18 protein-coding genes are annotated in these 21100 nt (G+C 40.8%); 16 read left to right on the forward strand and 2 right to left on the reverse strand.

All coding sequences use genetic code 11. The annotated features are described in order from the left end of the window. The first annotated feature begins 21 nt into the window (after positions 1–21). The 10 genes from FAZ19_RS09870 to FAZ19_RS09915 all read left to right on the forward strand — a co-directional run bounded on the left by FAZ19_RS09870 (position 22) and on the right by FAZ19_RS09915 (position 15235). Entirely contained in the window at positions 22–3036 is a 3015-nt protein-coding gene (locus FAZ19_RS09870) for a virulence factor SrfB (RefSeq protein WP_136820570.1), read from the forward strand. Positions 3037–3048: 12 nt separating this feature from the next. Beyond that, positions 3049–5823 (forward strand): virulence factor SrfC family protein, encoded by a 2775-nt coding sequence (locus FAZ19_RS09875; RefSeq protein ID WP_136820571.1) that lies wholly within the window; start codon positions 3049–3051, stop codon positions 5821–5823. 1 nt (position 5824) lies between these two features. Further along, positions 5825–6598 (forward strand): hypothetical protein, encoded by a 774-nt coding sequence (locus FAZ19_RS09880; protein ID WP_136820572.1) that lies wholly within the window; start codon positions 5825–5827, stop codon positions 6596–6598. 13 nt (positions 6599–6611) lie between these two features. After that, positions 6612–7100, forward strand: coding sequence for a hypothetical protein (locus FAZ19_RS09885; protein ID WP_136820573.1), 489 nt, complete (start codon positions 6612–6614; stop codon positions 7098–7100). A 223-nt stretch (positions 7101–7323) separates the two neighbouring features. After that, positions 7324–8298 (forward strand): hypothetical protein, encoded by a 975-nt coding sequence (locus tag FAZ19_RS09890; RefSeq protein ID WP_136820574.1) that lies wholly within the window; start codon positions 7324–7326, stop codon positions 8296–8298. 5 nt (positions 8299–8303) lie between these two features. Next, positions 8304–9575, forward strand: a complete 1272-nt coding sequence (locus FAZ19_RS09895; protein ID WP_136820575.1) for a hypothetical protein — start codon at positions 8304–8306, stop codon at positions 9573–9575. 5 nt (positions 9576–9580) lie between these two features. Continuing rightward, on the forward strand, positions 9581–10993 hold the full coding sequence (locus FAZ19_RS09900) for a hypothetical protein (RefSeq protein ID WP_136820576.1): 1413 nt from the start codon (positions 9581–9583) through the stop codon (positions 10991–10993). A gap of 83 nt (positions 10994–11076) precedes the next feature. Then, positions 11077–11676, forward strand: coding sequence for a hypothetical protein (locus tag FAZ19_RS09905; RefSeq protein ID WP_136820577.1), 600 nt, complete (start codon positions 11077–11079; stop codon positions 11674–11676). Positions 11677–11724: 48 nt separating this feature from the next. Further along, positions 11725–13317, forward strand: coding sequence for a hypothetical protein (locus FAZ19_RS09910; protein ID WP_136820578.1), 1593 nt, complete (start codon positions 11725–11727; stop codon positions 13315–13317). 1 nt (position 13318) lies between these two features. Beyond that, a complete protein-coding gene (locus FAZ19_RS09915) occupies positions 13319–15235 on the forward strand; it encodes an autotransporter outer membrane beta-barrel domain-containing protein (protein ID WP_136820579.1) in 1917 nt (638 codons plus the stop codon). A 78-nt stretch (positions 15236–15313) separates the two neighbouring features. Here the strand turns inward: FAZ19_RS09915 and FAZ19_RS09920 are convergent, their stop codons facing one another. Together FAZ19_RS09920 and FAZ19_RS09925 are read right to left on the reverse strand one after the other, a co-directional pair. After that, positions 15314–15658 carry a hypothetical protein gene (locus FAZ19_RS09920; RefSeq protein ID WP_136820580.1) on the reverse strand — a complete coding sequence of 115 codons (345 nt, stop codon included), beginning with the start codon at positions 15656–15658 and terminating at the stop codon, positions 15314–15316. Between the two features lie 38 nt (positions 15659–15696). Then, a complete protein-coding gene (locus FAZ19_RS09925; RefSeq protein WP_136820581.1) occupies positions 15697–16533 on the reverse strand; it encodes an outer membrane protein assembly factor BamD in 837 nt (278 codons plus the stop codon). A gap of 239 nt (positions 16534–16772) precedes the next feature. Between FAZ19_RS09925 and FAZ19_RS09930 the strand changes: the two genes are divergently transcribed. The 6 genes from FAZ19_RS09930 to FAZ19_RS09955 all read left to right on the forward strand — a co-directional run bounded on the left by FAZ19_RS09930 (position 16773) and on the right by FAZ19_RS09955 (position 21005). Beyond that, positions 16773–17015 carry a hypothetical protein gene (locus FAZ19_RS09930; protein ID WP_211245481.1) on the forward strand — a complete coding sequence of 81 codons (243 nt, stop codon included), beginning with the start codon at positions 16773–16775 and terminating at the stop codon, positions 17013–17015. Positions 17016–17050: 35 nt separating this feature from the next. Further along, positions 17051–18100 carry a type I restriction endonuclease gene (locus FAZ19_RS09935; RefSeq protein ID WP_211245482.1) on the forward strand — a complete coding sequence of 350 codons (1050 nt, stop codon included), beginning with the start codon at positions 17051–17053 and terminating at the stop codon, positions 18098–18100. 21 nt (positions 18101–18121) lie between these two features. Continuing rightward, positions 18122–18568 (forward strand): hypothetical protein, encoded by a 447-nt coding sequence (locus FAZ19_RS09940; RefSeq protein WP_136820582.1) that lies wholly within the window; start codon positions 18122–18124, stop codon positions 18566–18568. A 96-nt stretch (positions 18569–18664) separates the two neighbouring features. Beyond that, positions 18665–18955, forward strand: coding sequence for a hypothetical protein (locus FAZ19_RS09945; protein ID WP_136820583.1), 291 nt, complete (start codon positions 18665–18667; stop codon positions 18953–18955). A 166-nt stretch (positions 18956–19121) separates the two neighbouring features. Then, complete coding sequence (locus FAZ19_RS09950) at positions 19122–20408, forward strand: AAA family ATPase (protein ID WP_136820584.1); 1287 nt, start codon at positions 19122–19124, stop codon at positions 20406–20408. Further along, a complete protein-coding gene (locus FAZ19_RS09955; RefSeq protein WP_136820585.1) occupies positions 20409–21005 on the forward strand; it encodes an RloB family protein in 597 nt (198 codons plus the stop codon). The last annotated feature ends 95 nt before the right edge of the window (positions 21006–21100 follow it).

The raw sequence follows: 21100 nt of genomic DNA on the forward strand, positions 1-21100 counted from the left end.
CTATAGCGTATCAGATCAAACATGAGAAGAATTTCATTAATAGCGAATTCAAATATTCAGTATTATAAGTACGAAGTAGAAATCGATTTGGCGTTTGGAAAGTCAAATCGAGTCTATTACCATCAACCTTATGATAAAAGCGTCCTAAGTTTTATACTAGACCCCTTATTCAAAGTTAACCAAGAAGGCGTCGAAATATTCTACCGTAGAGAAGAACTCGAAGATCATGGATTTATTGTCAATAATAGATTGAAGGACGATGTCGACCTATCGTCTTGCAATCAAGTTTTTGATAGCTTTGAAGAGTTCAATCTTAAACGCGTCTTAAAGAATTATCAAAACAGTTGGATACCACTTCCGTATTTCAAAGACAATTCAATCAATAAAGATCTCTTGTACCCTACAGACTGGGTGCGGCTGTATATCAGCTGCGACGAGCAGTATACTATGGCACGGATTGTTGTTGCAGTAGATACAACCTTATCACGCAGTGATAACGATAAGACTAGCCCAACATTAAGTTTAAATCCAGACGAAAATATTTTTAAGCTGGAGTCAAAGGAGCTAAATATAGCACGTAACTTCTACGCGAATAAATCTACAAATGCATGGATAGATAAATACCTTGCTAACCTGTACTATGGCCAAAATGATGACCGCCGCTATGAGCAGCCATTTAAGGAGTACCTCGGCAGCTATATCCTTTTGATCAAATGGCTGTCATCCCACCTGGACTTTCCGGAAGTGCAGTTGTTTACCGACGATATACGTAAGAAAACCGTCGATTTAGTAGTCGATATCGGAAATTCAGCCACCTGTGCACTACTGTTTGAGAACAAGGATGATAGCACCTTCGAATTTGATAGCGTCAAGAAGCTCATTATTCAGGATTACTCCAATCCACATCAGGAATATGATAAGCCATTTCCGATGAATGTCGTATTTGCTGAGTCAAAATTTGGAGAAATTAATAAAGATATCTATCACAACAAAAAGTTTATCATACCCAGTTTAGTACGTATCGGTTATGAAGCAGAAGAATTGATCAACGGCTCAATGCTTAATCTGGATCTGGGCTATGAGCTAAAAACTTATAATTCAAGTCCAAAGAGATACCTGTGGGATACCAATCCTTCTGAAAGGGAATGGGAGTTTCATCCGCATGATCGTTCTGGTTCCGTAAAAAAAGTTTACCTCAATGGTATTTCAGAGCAGCTCAATACCGATGGGTCGTTGTTAGATAAAGAAGGTTTTTTTGGTAGTAAATCGCTGTTTTCCAAGGGATCCTTAATGAAATTCGTGTTTTTAGAATTGCTGATCCACGCACATATACAGATTAATTCGTTCAAATTTAGAGAAGAGCACGGCGATATGACCGTGCCTCGGAGTATTCGTCGGATTACGATATCCTGTCCTACAGGTATGATACAGCACGAACAGGTTGCGCTAAGAAGGGCGGCTGAAGAAGCCTGTTTACTACTATCCAATTATCAGAAGTTCTATTTTGATCAGGATGAGAACCGGAATTGGTTTACCATACCCGAAATTATACCCGCTACGCAGGACATAGCAAAGCGGATAAGTCAACTGGATACCAGAAAAGATTGGATTTATGATGAGGCCACCTGTAGTCAGTTGGTGTTTGTATACAGCCTTTTGGCCAAAAAGCTTAAGGGCAACAATTATGTTATCGACCACTTCCTGTTTAAAGGAAAGAATGGCCTAAGGATTGGATCTATCGACATAGGAGCTGGCACGACCGATCTCATGATCAATGAGTATCACTTAAACGAAGATCTGACTGTCCAGAATTTCGAACCCAAACCGCTCTTCTGGGATAGCTTTAAGTTGGCAGGCGATGACTTGCTGAAGGAGCTATTGCTAAAGATACTTATCAAAGGAAATTCCTTTGGAACGGAACAATTAAACGGGCTTGGAATTCTTGAACAATACGCCCTCGATAAGGGGATCGAAAATACTTACAATAAACTCAATGGATTTTTCGGCGAGAATACCAATAATATGGGCTATGCGGCCAAGATGATGCGCAAAGCCTTCGTTCACCAAGTAGGTATTCCTATTATCTATAAATGCCTTGAGTGCGCTAACGAGGGCTCGGATCAGACAAAGACCTTTGAAGAGATCATAGGCCAAGCGTTTAAAAATAAGGAGTTAGTGGCCTATTTCGAGCAGCATTTTGGATTTAATTTTCTTGATGTGAAATGGAACATATCTAGCGCAACGGTGAATGCCATTGTCCACGGCGTATTCGATTCGATGGTACGCCAGATAGCCGTTGTGCTCAATCATTACGAATGCGACTATGTCGTACTCTCTGGAAAGCCAGCGTCATTGTCGAGTTTCGAAAATCTTTTCAAACAGTATTTATCCTGCTCGCCCAACAATATTGTGAACCTGAATAAGTACTGGATAGGCAAATGGTATCCTTTCGCTGATCATACGGGCGTAATCAATGATCCCAAGACCATCGTTAGTGTCGGGGCTATAATTTCACTGATGTCCGGTAAGCTGAAAAAGCTTCCAGATTTTAAGCTGAATACCACGTCTCTGTCTCAGTCATTGATCTCAACCGCAGACCATATTGTCAAATTAAACGGTAATGTGAAAGAAGAAATTTTATCCCCCACATTGTCTGATCGCAATTTTCTCGTCAAGCAGTTACCTTACCAATTTGGCTATAGCAAATTCATGGCGCGCAACTATCCGTACTCTTCACTTTACAGCCTTAACGTCAATATGAAGGAGATTGATAAAAGTGTTCGGCAGCGTTACGTTGGTCGAGATGAAAATTTTTACCGCGAGCAGGGCAGTATTGAGCGGAATAACATCCTTCAAAATATGCCGCTTAAGGTAACTGTAAGTAGAGAAATAGAGGAGAGCAAAGAATTGCTTCGCATATTAGAAGTCGAGAATATCCTCGGTAATAGTCTTCCCGTAAAGCATTTATCGCTGGGTTATCAGACCCTCGAGAGCGCCGAGGGATATTGGTTGGACACATGCGAATTCGTGCTATAAGAACAGGTAAAGATGAAAAATTATTCTAAAGAAGACGTCACAAAGATTAAAGAAATACTTTCTGACAATATTGTTCTTATCAATGATACCATTCAATGGGTTGACAATTCGTTGAAGTATGAGGAACGCAACAAGCTATTGGCCACATGCAAGAAGAATCTGAATACCCTTAGAAAGATAGATAGGGGTATAGGAAACAAACCTGTGATGGCAGTTTTCGGAGCGAGTCAGGTGGGCAAATCCTATTTGATTAAAAATCTGCTTAGTAGCAAAGGACAACCATTTTATATCAATAATGGACGTGAAAAGTATGATTTCTTAAAAGATATCAATCCCCCGGGAACAGGCGCGGAGAGCACAGGTGTAGTTACCCGGTTCACGGCCGATAACAAGACACTTTTTGAAGAATATCCTATACGAATTAATATACTCTCTCCCAAAGATGTGCTGAATATTATCTTAGACTCTTACTTTTTAGATCTCAAGAAGATTACGTCGTTTATCAGTAAGAAAGACCTTGAAGAACATCTATTGAAGCTCGAACAACATCAGGGGCACGATACGCAATCCTATTTATCAGAATATGATATTTTGGAGATCCAAAGCTACTTTCAAAAGCATTTGTCGAAGCATACCATCCTTTTTCAGTCATTGTACGAGATCCGCTTTTTCGAACGCATTGCTGATATCATACTACACATACCGCCAAGGCGATGGACGGATGTATTCAATGTACTATGGAATCGGAATGAATATCTTTCCGGCTTATTTAGCGGATTGATAGCGAAGCAGGAATTATTGGGCTTCGTGGATAGCGGCTACATCGCATTTGACAACGTGCTTCGCGGCAAAGGCGAAATCCTTGATGTCAAAAGACTTCAGGAGTTGGATCAGTGCGACAGATACACCAAAGTTAAGAGAGCTGATGGAACCGTAGTCGAATTACAGATTTCATATCTTGCAGCATTGGTAGCCGAACTTGTGCTGGCCATTCCTGCCGAGTTGAGTAAAGGGCGGGAATTCCTCAATCATTCTGACCTATTGGATTTTCCCGGAGCCAGAAGCCGTATGCCACTGGATCAAGAAGAAGTCTCCGAGAAACATCTAGACGGTATGTTATTACGCGGGAAGGTATCTTATTTATTCAATAAGTATTCAGACGATTTCAATATCAATAACCTCCTATTCTGCACAAATGATAAGCAGCTGGAGGTTAGCGAGATTCCCTCGCTTCTGTCCGATTGGATTTCGAACAATATTGGTGATAACGTACGGGATAGAGGTATCACGCTAAAAAACGTTGGTATCCCGCCACTCTTCGTGATTTTTACATTCTTCAACAACCAATTGAAGTACGATACCACAAATGATACACAGTATGCATTGTCTCCTAACCATCTTGATTATAAATGGCAGATCCGCTTTGAGCGTTTTTTTGAGCAAGAGATCGTTACGCAGAGCAAAGACTGGCATACCGACTGGTCAGATAGGCATCCGTATTTTCAAAACTTCTATTTATTAAGGGATTTTAAATATTCAGAGGATAGTTTTCGAGGTTATGCAGAGCAGGGGGAAGAGTCCGAGGTGAATCCAGATAGATCGAAATTCCTGAAGTCGTTACAGTCATCCTTTATCAACCACCCCTTCGTACAGCGTCATTTTGCTTCGCCAAGTCAGTCGTGGGATTCTGCTGCTACGTTGAATAACGATGGGGCGCAGTTGATCGTGGACAATTTAGCCCAAGTATCAAATAATAAGACAAAGATCAACCATTATCTCAACCGAGCTAACAACCTGCTTCAAGAGATTAAAGAAGATTTAGGACGATTCGTCTATACAGATGATATTGCAAAGCACCGCGCATCTAGTATGGCCAAAGTAAATCAGTTTCAGATGTCCTTTAATACAATTTTAGCACGGAATTTAAGTCTGTTTAATACGTTCATTGAAAAGATCTCGTTGATACCGTTGGATATATATCAGCTATTAAATCAAAATATGGTATTGGAGATGAGTGACCAGGTCACAGACGAGAATACCCCGGCCGCTATTTTAAAGAGTCAATATGCGGAGCTAGCTAATCTCAAATCCAAAGCAGAAGTCATTAACGTGCTGAAAGAAAAATTATGGTTGGCTAACGAAGTAGATGTAATCAATTTCCTTCAAGCCGGAGGGATCCAATTAGAAGAATTGTATACAGATCATCGATCAGAGTCAAAATCAGAATACTACACAAGGTTGGTCCTGGCATATTGGAAGAACCAGATCACTTCCAGTAACAATTTTGACCAACTTGCAGAGCTGGGATTAACCCGGGGGAGCATCGATTTTATCACGTCACATCTGCAGCATATCTTAGAGAAGCGAAAGATTGCGGACAAACTGATTTATATCTTAGACGGTGTCGTTTCGCAGATTCATGTCAATCACGGACATGAATTCTTTCTCGCTGAAACCTTTACATTGATCGTCAACGACCTTGCTGTCAATTTTGATACGAACTTCTTCTCGGAGACCGAACTTGATGAAGCTAGACACATGTTTTCAAATAGTAAGTTATTTGCACCGAATCATGCAAAAGATGAATCCAGCGATGCCATCGCAGGACTATTCGATAACAACAATCTAGATACACGCACGATTACGCTCCAAAAATATAACAAATGGATTGAAAGTTTTCGCGCATCATTGTTGGTTAACGCCGGTTTCGTAGACTATGATGAGAAGGCAAATGAAAGTTTGAAAAGCATGATCGATCAGTATAAACCTATTCAATTGCATTCCTAACATGAACCATTTTTATAGTATACCCACAGACTCCTTTGTCCCGCTATCGCATGATAATGCTTATTTGTTCAATCACTATGACAAGTTAGCTAATTTCTTGTCCCTTCATTTAGATAAGAAATATCGACATATGCTGGCCAAACCGATAAAAAGCAATTTCGATATCCATTGGTACTCACCTTACGACGAGCTGCTGTCTATTGAATCGTCTGCCGTAAAAGAGAATGCGCAGCGAGCGTATTGGGATTTCTACACAGCGCTAGAATCTAAGATACTCGAGTTAGGACGGCAAGATAATGACAATACACGGGATTGGGTTTCCCTGTTAAAAAAAGTTTTCAACCCCGAGAATAATCTGCTGTTTACGAATGGCTCAGATATCAGTATTATTTGGGGATGGAAGTTCGAGAACAATCAGATAGGACGACCCGATCTATTGCAAAATGGCACTGCGGAGGATGAGAAACTTTCAGAATTAAATGAATTCGAGGCAAATTCGGATCGGGAAAACGACAGGATCAGCGTAAAGCCCAAAGAAAACACACCGGCCGATGAACCGGCCGTACCTATCGAAGACGATTTTTGGTCGGATAGGGTGGAGCCACCGCCTATGGATCTACCTGCCGAAGAAGTAGACAACCTGTATGTCAAGCCTCCTTTGAACCATAGCTTTCTGGCTTTCTTAAAATATTTCGCTGGCCGATATTGGTGGTTATTGATCATCCTTTTGGTCTTGATCGCGTTCGTTTTTATGTACAAATCAGTGACCATTTAATAATTCTAGATCGATGAATACATTTTTTTATAAAACCTGGTGGCTATACTATCTTTTATTCTTCCTACTTCTTGGAGTATTGATCTATGCGCTACTATGGCAACCCGTAAAGCGGTCGCATGTACAGGTATTGACGAAACAACTGGAAGATTGTCGCCAGGCGGCGACGATAGCGGCAACGAAACCTACATTACCTATTACCACCGTCAATTGTAATGCTAAGGTGAATTCTGGGGGACAAGGTTTTACTCGGACGAAGCATGTCTTAGGAAATAATTCGGGCACTGTAATCCTTCAGTACGACACGCAACTAGTACCGGATGAACTTAAGCTGATTTACGAAGATAAGGTCGTGGCTGTAACCGATGGCATGGTTTCAGGTCAGGGCGAACTTAAATGGCACTATGACGTCGATTCCGGTAAACCCAACTACTGCTATGTAGAAGTGTCAGCACCCAATGACAATACCGTATGGGAATATATTGTAAACTGTCCAAACTAACTGATATGCATACTCGATACCCATTTTACTACTATCTGATCTTACTTGTAGCTTTGATTTTTGCTATGGTGTTTTGGTACAGACTTTTTACGAGCCAACCCATTTTTTTTCATCGGAACGAAGCCGTCCCGGATATCGAGACATTCGTGCCCGTAGATACAACCCGATCCATCGGGTCTTCAAACCAATTTTCTATATAATTAACCATAAACATTTAAATCAAATGAAACAGGAGAATTTCTTATTCGTAGACATCGTGTCCTCTATCTTCTTATTAATATTATTGATGGTGAATTTCTTAGGTCTGTTGTACATTACTGACGCTAATTTTGGTGTAAGCCTAATCATAAGCCTGCTTGTCGTTGTATTTTATTACTTCATTTTACAGCTGTTGAAGCGAAGCAAGGAGCGTATGGCTAATAAGAGGTATAAAGACCCCGGCATGTTATTCTTTTTTATTTTCTTCATTTTTGGAACTGGTAGCTTTCTGCTTTTTACCCACTTGATTAATATTGAGCATAATGTAAAGCCACATATCCAATCCGAAGCGAAACAAATTGTATCCGAAGCAAAAGAAGCTTCTGAAAATTACTTTGCACTCGCATCCGACGCTATGCAGACCTTTGAGTCTAATTTCAAGCGCAAGCTGCAAGCGTATAAACAAACACGGAGTAATATTCTTTGGGATGAGCTTAGCAACGAACCCTATAAGCTACCAGAAGCCATATTAAAGAGTCCCTCCAACGCGATCGATATAGCAGAAAGCAGTAATGCAATCTTACAGGCACATCGCTCCAAGATTGCGCTAAACAAAAAAAATATTGATAGCCTTCAGGTTCAGCAAGTCGCGAGTAGTACCGCGCCTATCCTTTACTGGGATAGGTTGAACGTCATGAAATCATACCTTAAGATGAATCAAGCATTAGAGGAGACAGAAGTATACATTAATGCACGAATTAAAGAGCTTCCCGTTCAGAAGGAGCAGATCACAATGGTCCAGCGGAATGCGTCTCTGCCGTTAGATCATCCCGTTCGATTAGCGCAATTGCATAAACCCGATTATCTGGTTCCCGCAGTTATTGTATTGATCATGCATCTGTTTATCCTTATTCCCTTCTTTACGCATAAGATTAGAATCTACCCGAGATTATCCGAAGGAGATAGTAACCATGCCCGCAAAGGCACAATAGAATTATAGATATTATGGATAGACACGAAAAGCAAATCATTTTATTGAACTGTAACGATATTCCAGTCGAGGCGCTGGATCAGTATATCTCGAACCGGGTGTTCGAGATCAAAGAGTTTGAATCGCACCGCTTATCAGCGGACAAGTTAAAAGAACTACGGCGTCTCGCTGATATTAGAAGTGGCGTATTACAGGATGAACCTACGGTCGCTACTTTATCAGCAACCCCAGCTTTACCGGATAAACCCAAAGCTACTCCAGTGGCACCAACTCCTATTGAGAAAATTTTAAATGGGGAGCTAAGTCTACAGGAAATCGATTTTCTGTTAAAGGAACGTAAGTTGTCTTTTGAAGACCTAGAGACGGGAGGAGTATTGCAAAAAGCGATTAACTCAATAAAATATTTTAATACTAAGAAGGGTATTTCAAAATTTTACAATATAACAGATCTGGCTCCCATGGAGGAAGGTCGTACCGATGTATATATGGTAGGTATGGCTGCTTCCGGAAAATCAACTATGTTAGCCGGTATGTTTAAGTATGCGGATGACAATGCTGTTTTCATTCCGGACACCTACAACCAAGAAGGTAATACCTACATGGGCCAGTTAAAGCGGGATCTTGATTACGGCGTACTTCCCATGGGTACGGTAAAAGGGAGTTACAATTACATAGCTACGTCATTCAAAGACCAAAAGGGTACGAAGCATCCTTTTAATATTGTCGAAGTACCCGGTGAGAATTATGCTAGGATGTTTTCAGAGGGGATAAAGAGTGAGACGGAATACATCAAGGGTTTTGTTAATTACATCAAGAATAAGAACAAGAAGATTTTGGTTTTCGTGATTGACGTAATTGCCGAAATCGAAAAATTCACCAATCCGGAACACTTTAATGCGCTTGATCAAAGTATAGCCTATAATAATATATTGGCTATGTTTCGCGACCATAGAATATTGGATCGCACGGATGCGATCTATTTTGTGGTCAACAAGTTTGACGCGCTAAAGAAAGACCGATATTTATTTGATGAGCGTCCAGATGAAGAGCTAGCACTTGAATTTCTTGAGCAAAATTTTTCATCCCTTTTGGCTGCTTGTAAAGACGCGAGGGAAAGAGCCCGGAACAAGTTTAAAATTAAAGCGTTGCCATTTTCTATTGGAGACGTAGTTAATGAAAAGATTCTTTTGGAATACAAGGGTGATCATGCAAAGGTTTTGGTAAACAATCTGTTGGAAGACAGTTTTGTGGTAAGCGGCGGAGCATTTTGGAAATTTAGATTTTAATATAGATGAATACTATAAAATTAATTATACAGCGTACATTGAATGGATTAGACATCGACTACACATCCGAACCCATCAATGAAAGAGAGTTTGAAGCAAGCGGAATCCTCTACGATGAGCGGAAGGAAATCAATCAATTAGATTGTAGCGTGGTGCTTTCCATCACCAATACAGCGGAATCCAAAGTATATTCGTACATCAATAATCGCGTATTGGATGTTTCCAAACGAAAGGGCTTTTATGCCATTCGATTGATAGTTCCTCGGAATGTGCGAATACCCCATGTATATAAGGTATTGCAAAAGATTGCTCAAAACTATGATCAACATCTCGAGAGTAATACCATCAACGCATTAAATTATGATGGTATCTTACAAGAACTCAATGCTAATACTCAGCCGCTAGGCATGCTCTTAGGTAACACTATCTATAAAGTAACTTGCTATACCTTTATCGATTTTGCGGAGCAAAGCGATAGCGTACTCAATAGTTTTAAACTCGAACTATTTCACAAAACCTATTTGTTAGACGAAATCGATAAAGATAGTGAGTCATCTTTGAGGGACGCAGGTATGAAGGATTTTAAGGCTATGTATGGCCATATTAAAGACATAACTATCGAAAACCCGGAGAGTGTTTTGAGCGGATTATGGATAAATGATATCCGTTTGGACTATAGCCAAATCAAAACAAGTACCTTCAAGCTCGCATGTTTGAGTACGGATCAAATTCATTATACCTCTATTTTAAATAACAATAAAAAAACACTTCTATCCAACAATCATTTAGTGTTACAGAGGCCACAGCCTGCCCCTAGACCAACATATAAGCATCGCTCATCGCGCGGTTCTTCATCATCTGGACCTTATTGGCTCGCTTTGTTAGCGCTAGTGGTAGGGGTTGCAGGCGGTTATTTTGGCGGTCAATATTTCGATTTTCCGTATTTCAAAAGAACTGTTTTAAAACCAGCAGAGGTTTTGGTACAGGAACCGACTCATCACTTCCATTTAACAATCAATAATAGCAACAGTAACGCCTTTTTATTGGAGACGGATACTGCAGCAAGCGATACCCTAAATAAATATTATTTCAAATACGATCCAAAGCAGCCGACATGGCGACTCGTACAAAAGGATAAGGGGGCGAATGAAAAAGAACTCACAAGAACTGAACTAAATTCTTTGTTAAAAAATGACACTGGAATGGTCGATTTATTCATTGAGGAGCTGAAACGGTTTTCTGCTATTTCCGTGAAAGATAGTTTGCCAAGCGGTCTACCGAAGGTTACTAGGCAAAGCGAGAAAAAGTCTGGCACAGAAAGCACTTCGTACGAAAAAGCAGCTTCGACTACCAAGAATGGTGTCGAGTCCAAAGGTGCTGTAAATAATAAGACTACAAATACTAGCCCTGAAGCATGAAAATGAAATCAATACTGAATAGCAAATACAGGACTTTTTACTTTTTAGTAGGAACAGTCAGCGTTGGGCTCCTAATCATATTCATGATGTACGTTAGCCAGTCAATACATACTCCACCAATTAAGGAGACAGGTACAATTGCTACCGGTGTACATAGTGGATTGGAGGCTAAGATCGATAATATGGATATGAAGAGTTTCAGTCCCAGTTTGTACAATGTCTTATTGATCGAGATCAACACAGGATACGATCAGAACCTGTTCAATGCAGATATAAAAAAGATGTTGGTTGAGCAATTAGATACACGTTATCAAGATCTTGCCTATCAAAAGTTACAGGTATTGATGGCCGCTACTTCATTGGATTATGGACAGATCAATACACTTGTACAACATTTGGAAAGTACATTTGGTACCAACAAACGCCTCTCCACCATCAAGTCAAATCTTAAAACGATAACATACTATTCCAGCACCTTACCGCAGAAAGTTAACTCATTTATTGCTTTAGGATACGGTGGGTTCAATGAAGAAAAATACAGTATGCTCAAAAAGGAACTGAATGCTGTTCCATCCGACGTAAGAAAACGAAAATCCGTCAGTAACCATGTCGCTCAATCACTTCAGAAGTTACATCTACATTATGAAGGTTATGCGGAGTGGTATAGAACTGTTATGCAGTAGTCACGAATAAAACCTGATCCGAATAGTCCATACATACATTAATGAGAAATGAGAATATTACTTTTAATAATTTGTAGTCTGCTGATATCAACTTTTTTATCGGCACAAACTTCCCCGTCGTCGCACGATCGGATCATTAGACAAGCGGCAGATCATGTTGGCACAGGCCAGTATGAGGCAGCGCTATCTGCACTAGCACAGCTCGAGGGTCAGAAGAGACAAGCGGTGATAGATGAGCGTTTTTATTACTTTTCAATCAAAGCCCGTTACCAGGTCCTTATAGGCTACGAAAACCAGGGGTACGATAACATCCAAGCAATACGCACATTATCAAAACAGTATCTAGAAAAATTTAAAACAGGGAAGCGTGCGGAGATCACCGACATATCTGACAATCTAGACCTTCACTATCCGAAGACCCGTTCGGACTATGATGATTGGCTAACCGAACAACATCGCTTAGCTTTTCAACGTAGGCAGGCAGATGCTTTGGCTACTTTGGAGAGATCATACCATACTCATGAATATGAAGCGGTACTGAAACGTGTTGCCGATGCGAGACAGGATGGGATTGGCTCGCACCAATTTGATTACTATGAGATTCTTGCCAAGAATGAGCTGTTCAAATTGACTAACAGAAAAGATTTTCGTGCTATCGAAGAGTTGCATCTCTTATCAGAGACGTACTTAAATGAGAATACTCTCGATGATGAAGCGCGTCGTACTGTAGAGGAGATAGTCCAAAAATATCCGAAAACGCTTGAAGATTTCCAAACCATGTTGGAATCAGAGCGCTTGGCCGCAATAGAAAGGTCAAGAGGAGAAAAGTTGGGAAAGCTACAATCTGATTACTACCGTGGACATTATACGATCGTTATGCAGGCCACTGATACGTTCGAGCCGAAGTCCGAGATGGCAGCGTCTTTTGCATTTTTTCAAGCGATGTCTGCCTATAAGCAGTTGCTTGATCAAAAAGATACCTATTACAGTAAGATCGCTGCACCCGATGTCAGTAAGGTGAGGACAGACTTAGTCGCTTATCAAGAATTTTATGGCGTTACCCAACCTGAAAATCGACGGCATATTGATATGGCACTTGCAGATCTCAATAGAAATTTTGGCGCAAATGACCAGCAATTCAATAGGCTGAAAAAATCTTCGCTTGCTCAGCGCGAAAAAGCCATCAGAAGAGCTAAACGTCGTATGTTCTTTAGTGTAGGTTATGAGTATGGAGAGATCGCTCCTTATGGATTGCGATTTGAAGTAGGAGGGCGAGCCATAGGCCTTTTTACCACAGTGCGTACTTCGTTGGTAAACTCGCAAGATGTACAAACCACGTATGGTGCTGTTCCCAACAAGAATGAAGTGATTGCAGGGCCTAATGTGAAACTGGCCAGCTGGTTATTTTGGAATATAGGTGCCGGATACGGATATTTCTTCCACAACTATCGTGACGATTACCGAGATCTAAGTGGCGTGAAGAAATCTAGTTATATATCTGGATATACCGGTGTCACACTTCGCACAGGATCTGTCTTCAACTTTATTGGAGGCGCATCTTTTATGGATATCAACAAGAAATATACAGATCAGTTTACCAAACCCGAATATACCATCGGAATTACCTTTAACCTTAAATAGCATGTTTTCCTACCTTAAGCCAATTAGCCTACTTGTGCTATTAACTCTTCTATTAGCCTGTGAGAAGGGGTCAGAGTTCAGTTACGAACATGAAAATGTTCAAGCAGTGACAAGTCATCAGCCAACCGACTTCGATCGGAATACCGCGATACTTTTGGGCCAAGTAAATACCGTGAACAAATCGAAGTTGAGCGAAGTGGGTTTCGAATACGGTATTTCTGATCGACCTGAGTCTCTGACCATGTACGTGAATCGCCATGATAAGAGTGATACCGGTATGTTTTCAATAGAAATTGCCGAGCTCACTCCTAGTACACAATATTATTACCGGGCTTACGCAAAGAATGCGCATGGTACAGCCTATGGTAAAACTTTGTTTTTTTCTACACTGCAAGGAACTGCTGCGTCGTTGACTACTGGCGAAGCGACAGAAATCACTCGCTCATCAGCATCCATCTCTGGTCTTGTAACTGATCATGGAGGGTACAAGGTGACCAGAAAGGGGATCTGCTATAGCAATACGACCAGTACGCCGACCATCAACAATACAGTCGTTGATTTTCAAGGAGAGGGTACGAGCTTCCATATCATGTTAGCCGATCTTCAGGCGGGCAAGCGATACTACGCCCGGGCATACGCAGTCACTAGCATGGGTACAGCATACGGTAATTCTGTATCTTTTACCACAAGCCCAGCCATTCTTGCGACAGGATTGTCAACCACTTATCCTACAAATATTACCGCTAGTTCTATGATCATAAGCGGGCAGATACTTCAGGATAACAATTCGGCTATTACCGCTCGTGGATTTTGTTATAGCAGAACGACAAATGTTCCAACTATTACAAATGCTACCATTTCTCAAGCAGGCAGTGGAAAAGGAAGCTTTTCGAGTACATTGACCAATCTAACGGCTAGTACTATGTATTACATCCGATCTTTCGCAACCAATAGCGCAGGTACTGCATATGGTAATCTCGTGAGCGTTAGGACTGGTCTTCCAAATTTGCCTTCTTCGATCCTTGTAACTAATGTATTTTCAGTCACAACGAATTCAGCAGTATGCCACAGTACCATCGGAAATGCAGGCGGTGGTACAATCAGCGCAAGAGGGATATGCTTTAGCAGGACTACAACGCAGCCGACAATAACAAACGGGACAGTAATCACTTCGGGTACGGGAACTGGTTCCTATAGCACATCGATCAATAGTTTAGATCCCGCTACTACGTATTACGTACGCGCGTATGCAACCAATGAAGCCGGTACGTCCTACAGTAACGCTTATACCTTTAGCACTGCTAAACCCAATCTTCCTTCGGGAATAAGTGCATATGCGGCAAATTCGATTACACTAACCTCAGCGTCAATATCTGGGTTTGTCTCTAATGCTGGCGGAGGAATCATAAAACAACGTGGTATTGTTGTCAGTAGTACTACAAGCACACCGACTGTAGGGAATGGTGTGGTCTTTAGTTCAGGAGGGGGGACAGGCTCATTTCAAGTAGCCGTTGGGGGATTGAATGCCTCTACTTCCTATTATTACCGAGCCTATGCGACGAATGAAGCTGGAACCAGCTACAGCTCTACGCAACGGTTCACTACCTCCTCGGCATCTGCACCAGGGGGTGTGGTCACGAGTTCTGCTCGTGCATTATCATCCACTACCGCTTTATTAAAAGGAAGTATTGGCACAGATGGTGGAGCGACGATTACCAGTAGAGGATTTGTCTATAGTTCAGCGACTACAAATCCCACACTAAATTATGGCACACGTGTGCAGGTCGGTAACGGCACCGGTAGTTTCGAAGTCAATATAAGCAGTTTGAAGCGCAATACCACATATTATGTTAGGAGCTATGCGACCAATAGCAGGGGGACATCTTATAGTACAGTCCTTGCATTGAGGACACCGTAGCGTCTCTCAGACTTTGATAAACAACAAAAGCTCTAGGTGCTATGTACCTAAAGCTTTTTGTTGTTTATCTGTAGATAGCTATCTACAGAAGCTTCTGTCTACGTAAGTTTTATTTCCATTGCTATTGATGTAATAGCAACCGCCACGAGGACCAGTAATATGGTTTCTTGCCAAAGTTTCCTTTGCAGACGGTTTACGCGTTTTCGAAGTTGTATTGTTATTATTTCCTGCTGTAGAGGTGGCGAGTTTGGTTGCTGCCTTTTTTGTGAGCGTGCTCGCGTTTTTATCGTCACTGACATGTTCCTGATTTTCATTGTTTTGTGGCGAAAGTGTTTGGCTGTCCTGAGTACTAGCATTTTGATTCAGGGCATAGAGCGTACAGACAAGCACTATCAGGATTATTACACGTAAAAGTTCTTTCATATTTAATTCCGATCTGGTTTGAATTAGTTATCAAGGCTTTAGAAATCTGTTTTACCACCGAGAACTTCGTAAGCGTCAAGGATATTTTGAAGACTTTGCTTTTCCTTTTGTGTTATTGTTCGGTCTTCGTAATATTGCTTTCCATTATGACGAATTTTTGCTGACTTCGATTTAATTACCTCTTTCACGATGCGGTATAGCTTGTCGTTCATCTGTGCGTCGTACCATTCCCAGATAGCACCGGAACCATTATCTTTATCTACGTCACGATAGGTAGTTTCGATTGTGTAAGAATCAGTATCTGTCTTTATAACATATTTTTCGATAAACAGCCAGTCATCGCCAGTATATTGAATTCGAAGCCGCAGCCAAGGTGCTCCATTTTTTGTTTTGCCTATATAGATGTGGAAGCTGTTGTAATTAGTATATTGAGGAGTTCCCCTGTCGTAGTACCAAGTGACTTCTTTAATGTCATCGTAGTTCGTCCGTAATTTCTTTGTTGCATTTGCAAGTCGTTGTTTTTCGTTTCGCTCTTTTTCAAGTTTGAGTCTTTCCTTAGCCAATTCTTGGTCCTTTATACCTTTATTGACAATGGGTACCAATTGTCTAGCTTCTGCCGATTCTCGAGACGACGGGTGTTTGTTCATTAGCGTTTCAATCTCCGATTTAGCTTTGTTGAAATTCTTATTATCAATATATATTTTGGCCTGGGAGATAAGTTTTGAAGGTCCAAACTTTAGTTCATCGATTTGCTCTTGGAGTGCTTTATTTTCCTCTTTTAGTTTATCGTGCTCTTTCTGAGAGACACCACTACAGCCATATAAAGCTGTTAAGAAAAATAGGCTGGTTAAAAGAGACACTGGTTGGTTTTTCATAGTTTTTTTGTTTATTTTCAATTTATACGTTTAGCAGAGATGTATTCTTTTAAACAATTATTATTATGACTACAGATTTAGTGTGATATTCTGGACGTTTTTTTCGTCCTGTAATATGTTTATCGTAAGTCCCTGTATATATAATTCTAAATATATTTTGTCAAATTAAATCAAAAGAATTGCGGATGGATTACGGTTTCCCGTAAGGCAACCCGGCTATACCTATATAACTTTAAACCATGATAAAAGCGATTACCATTTTTCTGCTAACGCTATTGTATAATAATTGTACTAGTGTCAAGGCAACGGTAGGATTAGAAGCCGATAAAAACACTGTATACATCTGCGGAAGTAACAACGGTAAGCGGTACCATTTGACGAAAAATTGTAGGGGATTTAGCAACTGTCGTGCTAAAACCATAAAGACCACCATCAAGAAGGCGAGCAAAGAAGGGAAGACACTTTGCGGTTGGGAAGAATAAAAAATAAATAACTGAATAAAATATTAACTGATTACATGATGGATTTTAAAGATGAAATACGGCAATTTGCCAAACGAGTCGACAGGTTGTTACCACAGATCAAAACAGAGGAAGCGACCAAGACCTCGCTTATTATGCCTTTTCTGAAAATATTGGGATACGATGTATTCGATCCGTTTGAGGTGCACCCTGAGTTTATTGCCGATATCGGCATCAAGAAAGGGGAGAAGGTAGACTATGCTATCCTTCGCGACGACAAGCCGGTAATCTTGATCGAATGCAAACACTATGCAGACGGACTTGATCCCCATAATTCGCAGCTCTTTCGCTATTTTCACACCACCGAAGCCCGATTTAGCTTATTGACAAATGGGTTGGAATATCGATTCTATACAGACCTCGTTACTTCCAATAAAATGGACGAGAAGCCATTTTTTGAATTTAAGATTACAGATATCAAGGACACGGAGATTGCTGAGCTTCGGAAGTTTCATAAATCGGTGTTTGATCTGGATAGTATTTCCAGTGCAGCCAGCGAACTCAAGTATTTTAATGAGCTTACGATTCTTGCTACCGGCGAAATGCAGACCCCTAGCGACGAATTCGTACGTTACTTTGCCAAGCAGGTTTATCCAAGCGTAGTTACGGCCAAGATCTTGGAGCAGTTCACGCCGTTGGTTAAGCGGGTGTTTACGCAAATTGTACACGATCAGATCAGTGAGCGATTGAAAAGTGCGCTGAAGAAAGAAACAGAAAGCGAAGCGCAGCATGTCCCAGCATCATTAGAACCCGAGTCGCTGGTTGTAACCACACAGGATGAAATTGACGGATTCCTGATCGTTAAATCTATTCTTCGCAAGGAGATCGAAGTCGGGCGGATCTTTATGCGAGATAGTCAATCCTATTGCGGTATCCTGCTAGATGATAATAACCGTAGACCTATTTGCCGATTTTACTTCACCCCGAATCGCTTACGGATCGGACTATTCGATAAGGACAAGAAGGAGACCAAACATGATTTGGTAGCGCTCGATGATATCTATGCACACGCGGAACAAATCACTGAGACGGTGACTAATTATTAACAGCTAAAATTAAAATATCCTATGAAACAGTTTTTACCAGTACTTATTTTGCTCTTGCTACTCACCGGATGTAGTAAAGAGCAGCAGGATGAAGATGTTTACGGTTATGAGGTGGAGTGCGATCATTGTAGTATTAGTTATCTCGATGCAAATGAACGTTACGTATCCATTCAAGACCAACGGAAACATTGGAGGATTGAATTCCGTAACACGGTTATTTTTGACCTCCACGTGACGGCTAATACACTTTCCGCTAACGACGGATTAATGCATGTCCATATATTAAGAAATGGTTCTAGACTGACAACACAGTCGGGTAATAGTAGTGTAACGACAAGATATAATGCACCATCTTCCGGGTCAACCGAACAACCCTCAACTTCTACTCTTTGCGGAGCACCCACCCAAAAAGGAGGGCCCTGTCAACGCAAAGTGAGTGGGGGAGGAAGGTGCTGGCAACATAAATAATTCATTGGCTTCGATCATTAAAATGAAATACTTCTATCAGTAACGTGTAGTAGTACTAGATGCCATACAAAATTTTAATTTAAATAGTTATAAGTCATGAATACAATATTATTACAAGCCGCAGTTTCAGAATTATCCGGGATCGCATCTGTTTTTGTGTTTTTGTTTTCTCTAGCCACAGCCATTGTGATATTTCTACTCTTCCGCGGTGTTATGCTGTGGTATTGGAGAGTGGACACTATAGTACGAAATCAGGAAAAACAGATTGATCAGATGAATACCATCATCAGGAGTCAAAATATTATGATCGACGGATTGAATGCCATCTGGAAGAACGGCAAAGAAAAAGTCGACGATAGTACAGAAGATGTTAACAGGGGGAAATAAGAATATCTTATGAACCCTCCCTTAATAACCATTTGTAGTCTATCAGCTACAAATATTGATTTTAAACAAATTTTGATAGATATAATTACAAATAAAACGGATTTTTTGTTAAATTCGTTTTTATATCCATTATTATGTATTTTTGTAATGGATAAAATATAAAATTATGTTATTAAAATTTACAGTAGAAAACTTCAGGTCATTACGGGATCGTATCGAATTAGATATGACCAGATCCGCTTTGAAGGGGCACACTGGAAATTATTTCGAAGCACAGGACCGCAAGCTCTTGGCGACTTCGGTTATATATGGTGCTAATGCTTCCGGCAAAAGTGGGTTTTTAAAAGCCTTTCAGGCACTGGAGTTCTTGGTGCTTAACTCAGCCGACTTTAAGCCTGATAAATCCATTAAGTGTTATGAACCTTTCTTGTTGGATGAAGAGGCCCAAGATAGGCCCGTAAAGTTTGAAATAGACTTCATCTCTAACGAGACGCATTACGAATATTTGATTTCGTATTCACGAAAAGAAGTAGAATTTGAGGAGCTGAGTATATTCAATGGTAACTACAAATCGCTACTTTTCAGCAGGGAGAAAGGCAAAGACATCAAGTTTGGCGATAATTACCGAGGTGCGAAGAAGACCATCGAACGTATGACATTGCCAAACCAGCTGTTTTTATCCAAAGCCGTCGAGAATAATGTCGAGTTACTACTGGATGCTTATCGATTTTTCAGTGGTAAGCTGCGCATCTATCCGATATTAGAAGGAATAGCGGAGGAAGATTTGAAGCGCTTGTATGCCCGCCGTCTGGCGGAGGATGCCGGCTCGAGCTTCTCCCGTAAGTTCAACGCGCTGATATGTGCTTTAGACACCGGAATCACACAGGTCTCAGCAGAAGAAACAAACCCGAAGATGTTCCGTTTTCCAGATAATATACCCAATGATATCAAGAAGACTTTCTTGGATCAATATAAGTACGATATCAAGACATATCACAAAGTATTTAAAAAAGGAGAACTCGTGGGTCAAAAAGCATTCGACGTAAAGGATGAATCTGCCGGCACCAAGAACCTGTTTGCACTAGGAGGGATTATTATCGAAGCGCTAGAAGAAGGACATGTATTGGTTGTGGACGAATTAGAGAAAAATCTGCATCCCGATATTACGAACTTTTTGATAAGGCTGTTCCATCGTCCGGATATCAATCGTAACAAAGCGCAGCTTGTGTTTGCAACACATGATGTGTCACAGTTGTCGCACGATACATTTAGACGGGATCAGGTGTGGTTTGTCGAAAAGGATGAATATGGTGCATCTACGCTATTCCGTTGTTCAGATATTGAGGGCGTGCGTGCCGATACGCCACTCGATAAATGGTATATGGCAGGTCGACTGGGAGCGACACCTGTGATACAGGATGAAAACTTTTTGGTGGAAATGCAGGAGGATTAGATGAAGAGACGGGTTGTATCATATAGACGAGTATTGATCCTCTGTGAAGGAGTGACAGAAGAGGTATACGCCAAAGCGCTGCGTACGGCTTTTTTGCCGCGCGAGTTGCAGCGTAGCGTTACAGTAGATGTGGTCCGTCATAAAAAGAACGATCCATTGAATCTAGTGGCCGAAGCCAAAGATAGAGTCAAGCAGGCAAAGAAGGAGCGGACACCGTATAATGATGTATGGCTATTCTTTGATCACGACAATTCGCCCCATTTGCAGGTCGTTTTTGAGCAAGTTGAAAAGCATGGCTTTCATCTAGCCTTTACTGCCATAAGTCTTGAATATTGGTTTATCCTACATTTTGAGGATTGCGGTAAGGCATTTGCAAACGGAGAAGAATGCATGAGGCATTTGAAAAAGCATTGGCCTGCGTACCATAAAACTAAGGTTAATCACTTTGTGGAGTTGGGAAACTATGTCGATTCGGCGATAGACCGTGCGCAGCGATTAGAGATAAGAAATAGAGAAGAACACATGCTGAATGTCAATCCGTATACGTCTGTACATAAACTTGTTACATTCTTTAAAATTTTAGGGCAAAAAATGTGAGTTGTTGAAAAGTTGTGATATTTTAATGTTAAATTATTTAGTATAATTGTGTAAATTTTGTATAAAAAAATAAGAAATATAGTAAAAAGATGAAA

The organism is Sphingobacterium alkalisoli (assembly GCF_005049105.1).
In the GTDB taxonomy this organism is placed as follows: Bacteria; Bacteroidota; Bacteroidia; order Sphingobacteriales; family Sphingobacteriaceae; genus Sphingobacterium; species Sphingobacterium alkalisoli.

What these genes read in the sequence shown, in the direction of transcription:
- FAZ19_RS09870 (WP_136820570.1), top strand. Translation starts at nt 22, where the DNA reads ATGAGAAGAATTTCATTAATAGCGAATTCAAATATTCAGTATTATAAG.
- FAZ19_RS09875 (WP_136820571.1), top strand. Translation starts at nt 3,049, where the DNA reads ATGAAAAATTATTCTAAAGAAGACGTCACAAAGATTAAAGAAATACTT.
- FAZ19_RS09880 (WP_136820572.1), top strand. Translation starts at nt 5,825, where the DNA reads ATGAACCATTTTTATAGTATACCCACAGACTCCTTTGTCCCGCTATCG.
- FAZ19_RS09885 (WP_136820573.1), top strand. Translation starts at nt 6,612, where the DNA reads ATGAATACATTTTTTTATAAAACCTGGTGGCTATACTATCTTTTATTC.
- FAZ19_RS09890 (WP_136820574.1), top strand. Translation starts at nt 7,324, where the DNA reads ATGAAACAGGAGAATTTCTTATTCGTAGACATCGTGTCCTCTATCTTC.
- FAZ19_RS09895 (WP_136820575.1), top strand. Translation starts at nt 8,304, where the DNA reads ATGGATAGACACGAAAAGCAAATCATTTTATTGAACTGTAACGATATT.
- FAZ19_RS09900 (WP_136820576.1), top strand. Translation starts at nt 9,581, where the DNA reads ATGAATACTATAAAATTAATTATACAGCGTACATTGAATGGATTAGAC.
- FAZ19_RS09905 (WP_136820577.1), top strand. Translation starts at nt 11,077, where the DNA reads ATGATGTACGTTAGCCAGTCAATACATACTCCACCAATTAAGGAGACA.
- FAZ19_RS09910 (WP_136820578.1), top strand. Translation starts at nt 11,725, where the DNA reads ATGAGAATATTACTTTTAATAATTTGTAGTCTGCTGATATCAACTTTT.
- FAZ19_RS09915 (WP_136820579.1), top strand. Translation starts at nt 13,319, where the DNA reads ATGTTTTCCTACCTTAAGCCAATTAGCCTACTTGTGCTATTAACTCTT.
- FAZ19_RS09920 (WP_136820580.1), bottom strand. Translation starts at nt 15,658, where the DNA reads ATGAAAGAACTTTTACGTGTAATAATCCTGATAGTGCTTGTCTGTACG.
- FAZ19_RS09925 (WP_136820581.1), bottom strand. Translation starts at nt 16,533, where the DNA reads ATGAAAAACCAACCAGTGTCTCTTTTAACCAGCCTATTTTTCTTAACA.
- FAZ19_RS09930 (WP_211245481.1), top strand. Translation starts at nt 16,773, where the DNA reads ATGATAAAAGCGATTACCATTTTTCTGCTAACGCTATTGTATAATAAT.
- FAZ19_RS09935 (WP_211245482.1), top strand. Translation starts at nt 17,051, where the DNA reads ATGATGGATTTTAAAGATGAAATACGGCAATTTGCCAAACGAGTCGAC.
- FAZ19_RS09940 (WP_136820582.1), top strand. Translation starts at nt 18,122, where the DNA reads ATGAAACAGTTTTTACCAGTACTTATTTTGCTCTTGCTACTCACCGGA.
- FAZ19_RS09945 (WP_136820583.1), top strand. Translation starts at nt 18,665, where the DNA reads ATGAATACAATATTATTACAAGCCGCAGTTTCAGAATTATCCGGGATC.
- FAZ19_RS09950 (WP_136820584.1), top strand. Translation starts at nt 19,122, where the DNA reads ATGTTATTAAAATTTACAGTAGAAAACTTCAGGTCATTACGGGATCGT.
- FAZ19_RS09955 (WP_136820585.1), top strand. Translation starts at nt 20,409, where the DNA reads ATGAAGAGACGGGTTGTATCATATAGACGAGTATTGATCCTCTGTGAA.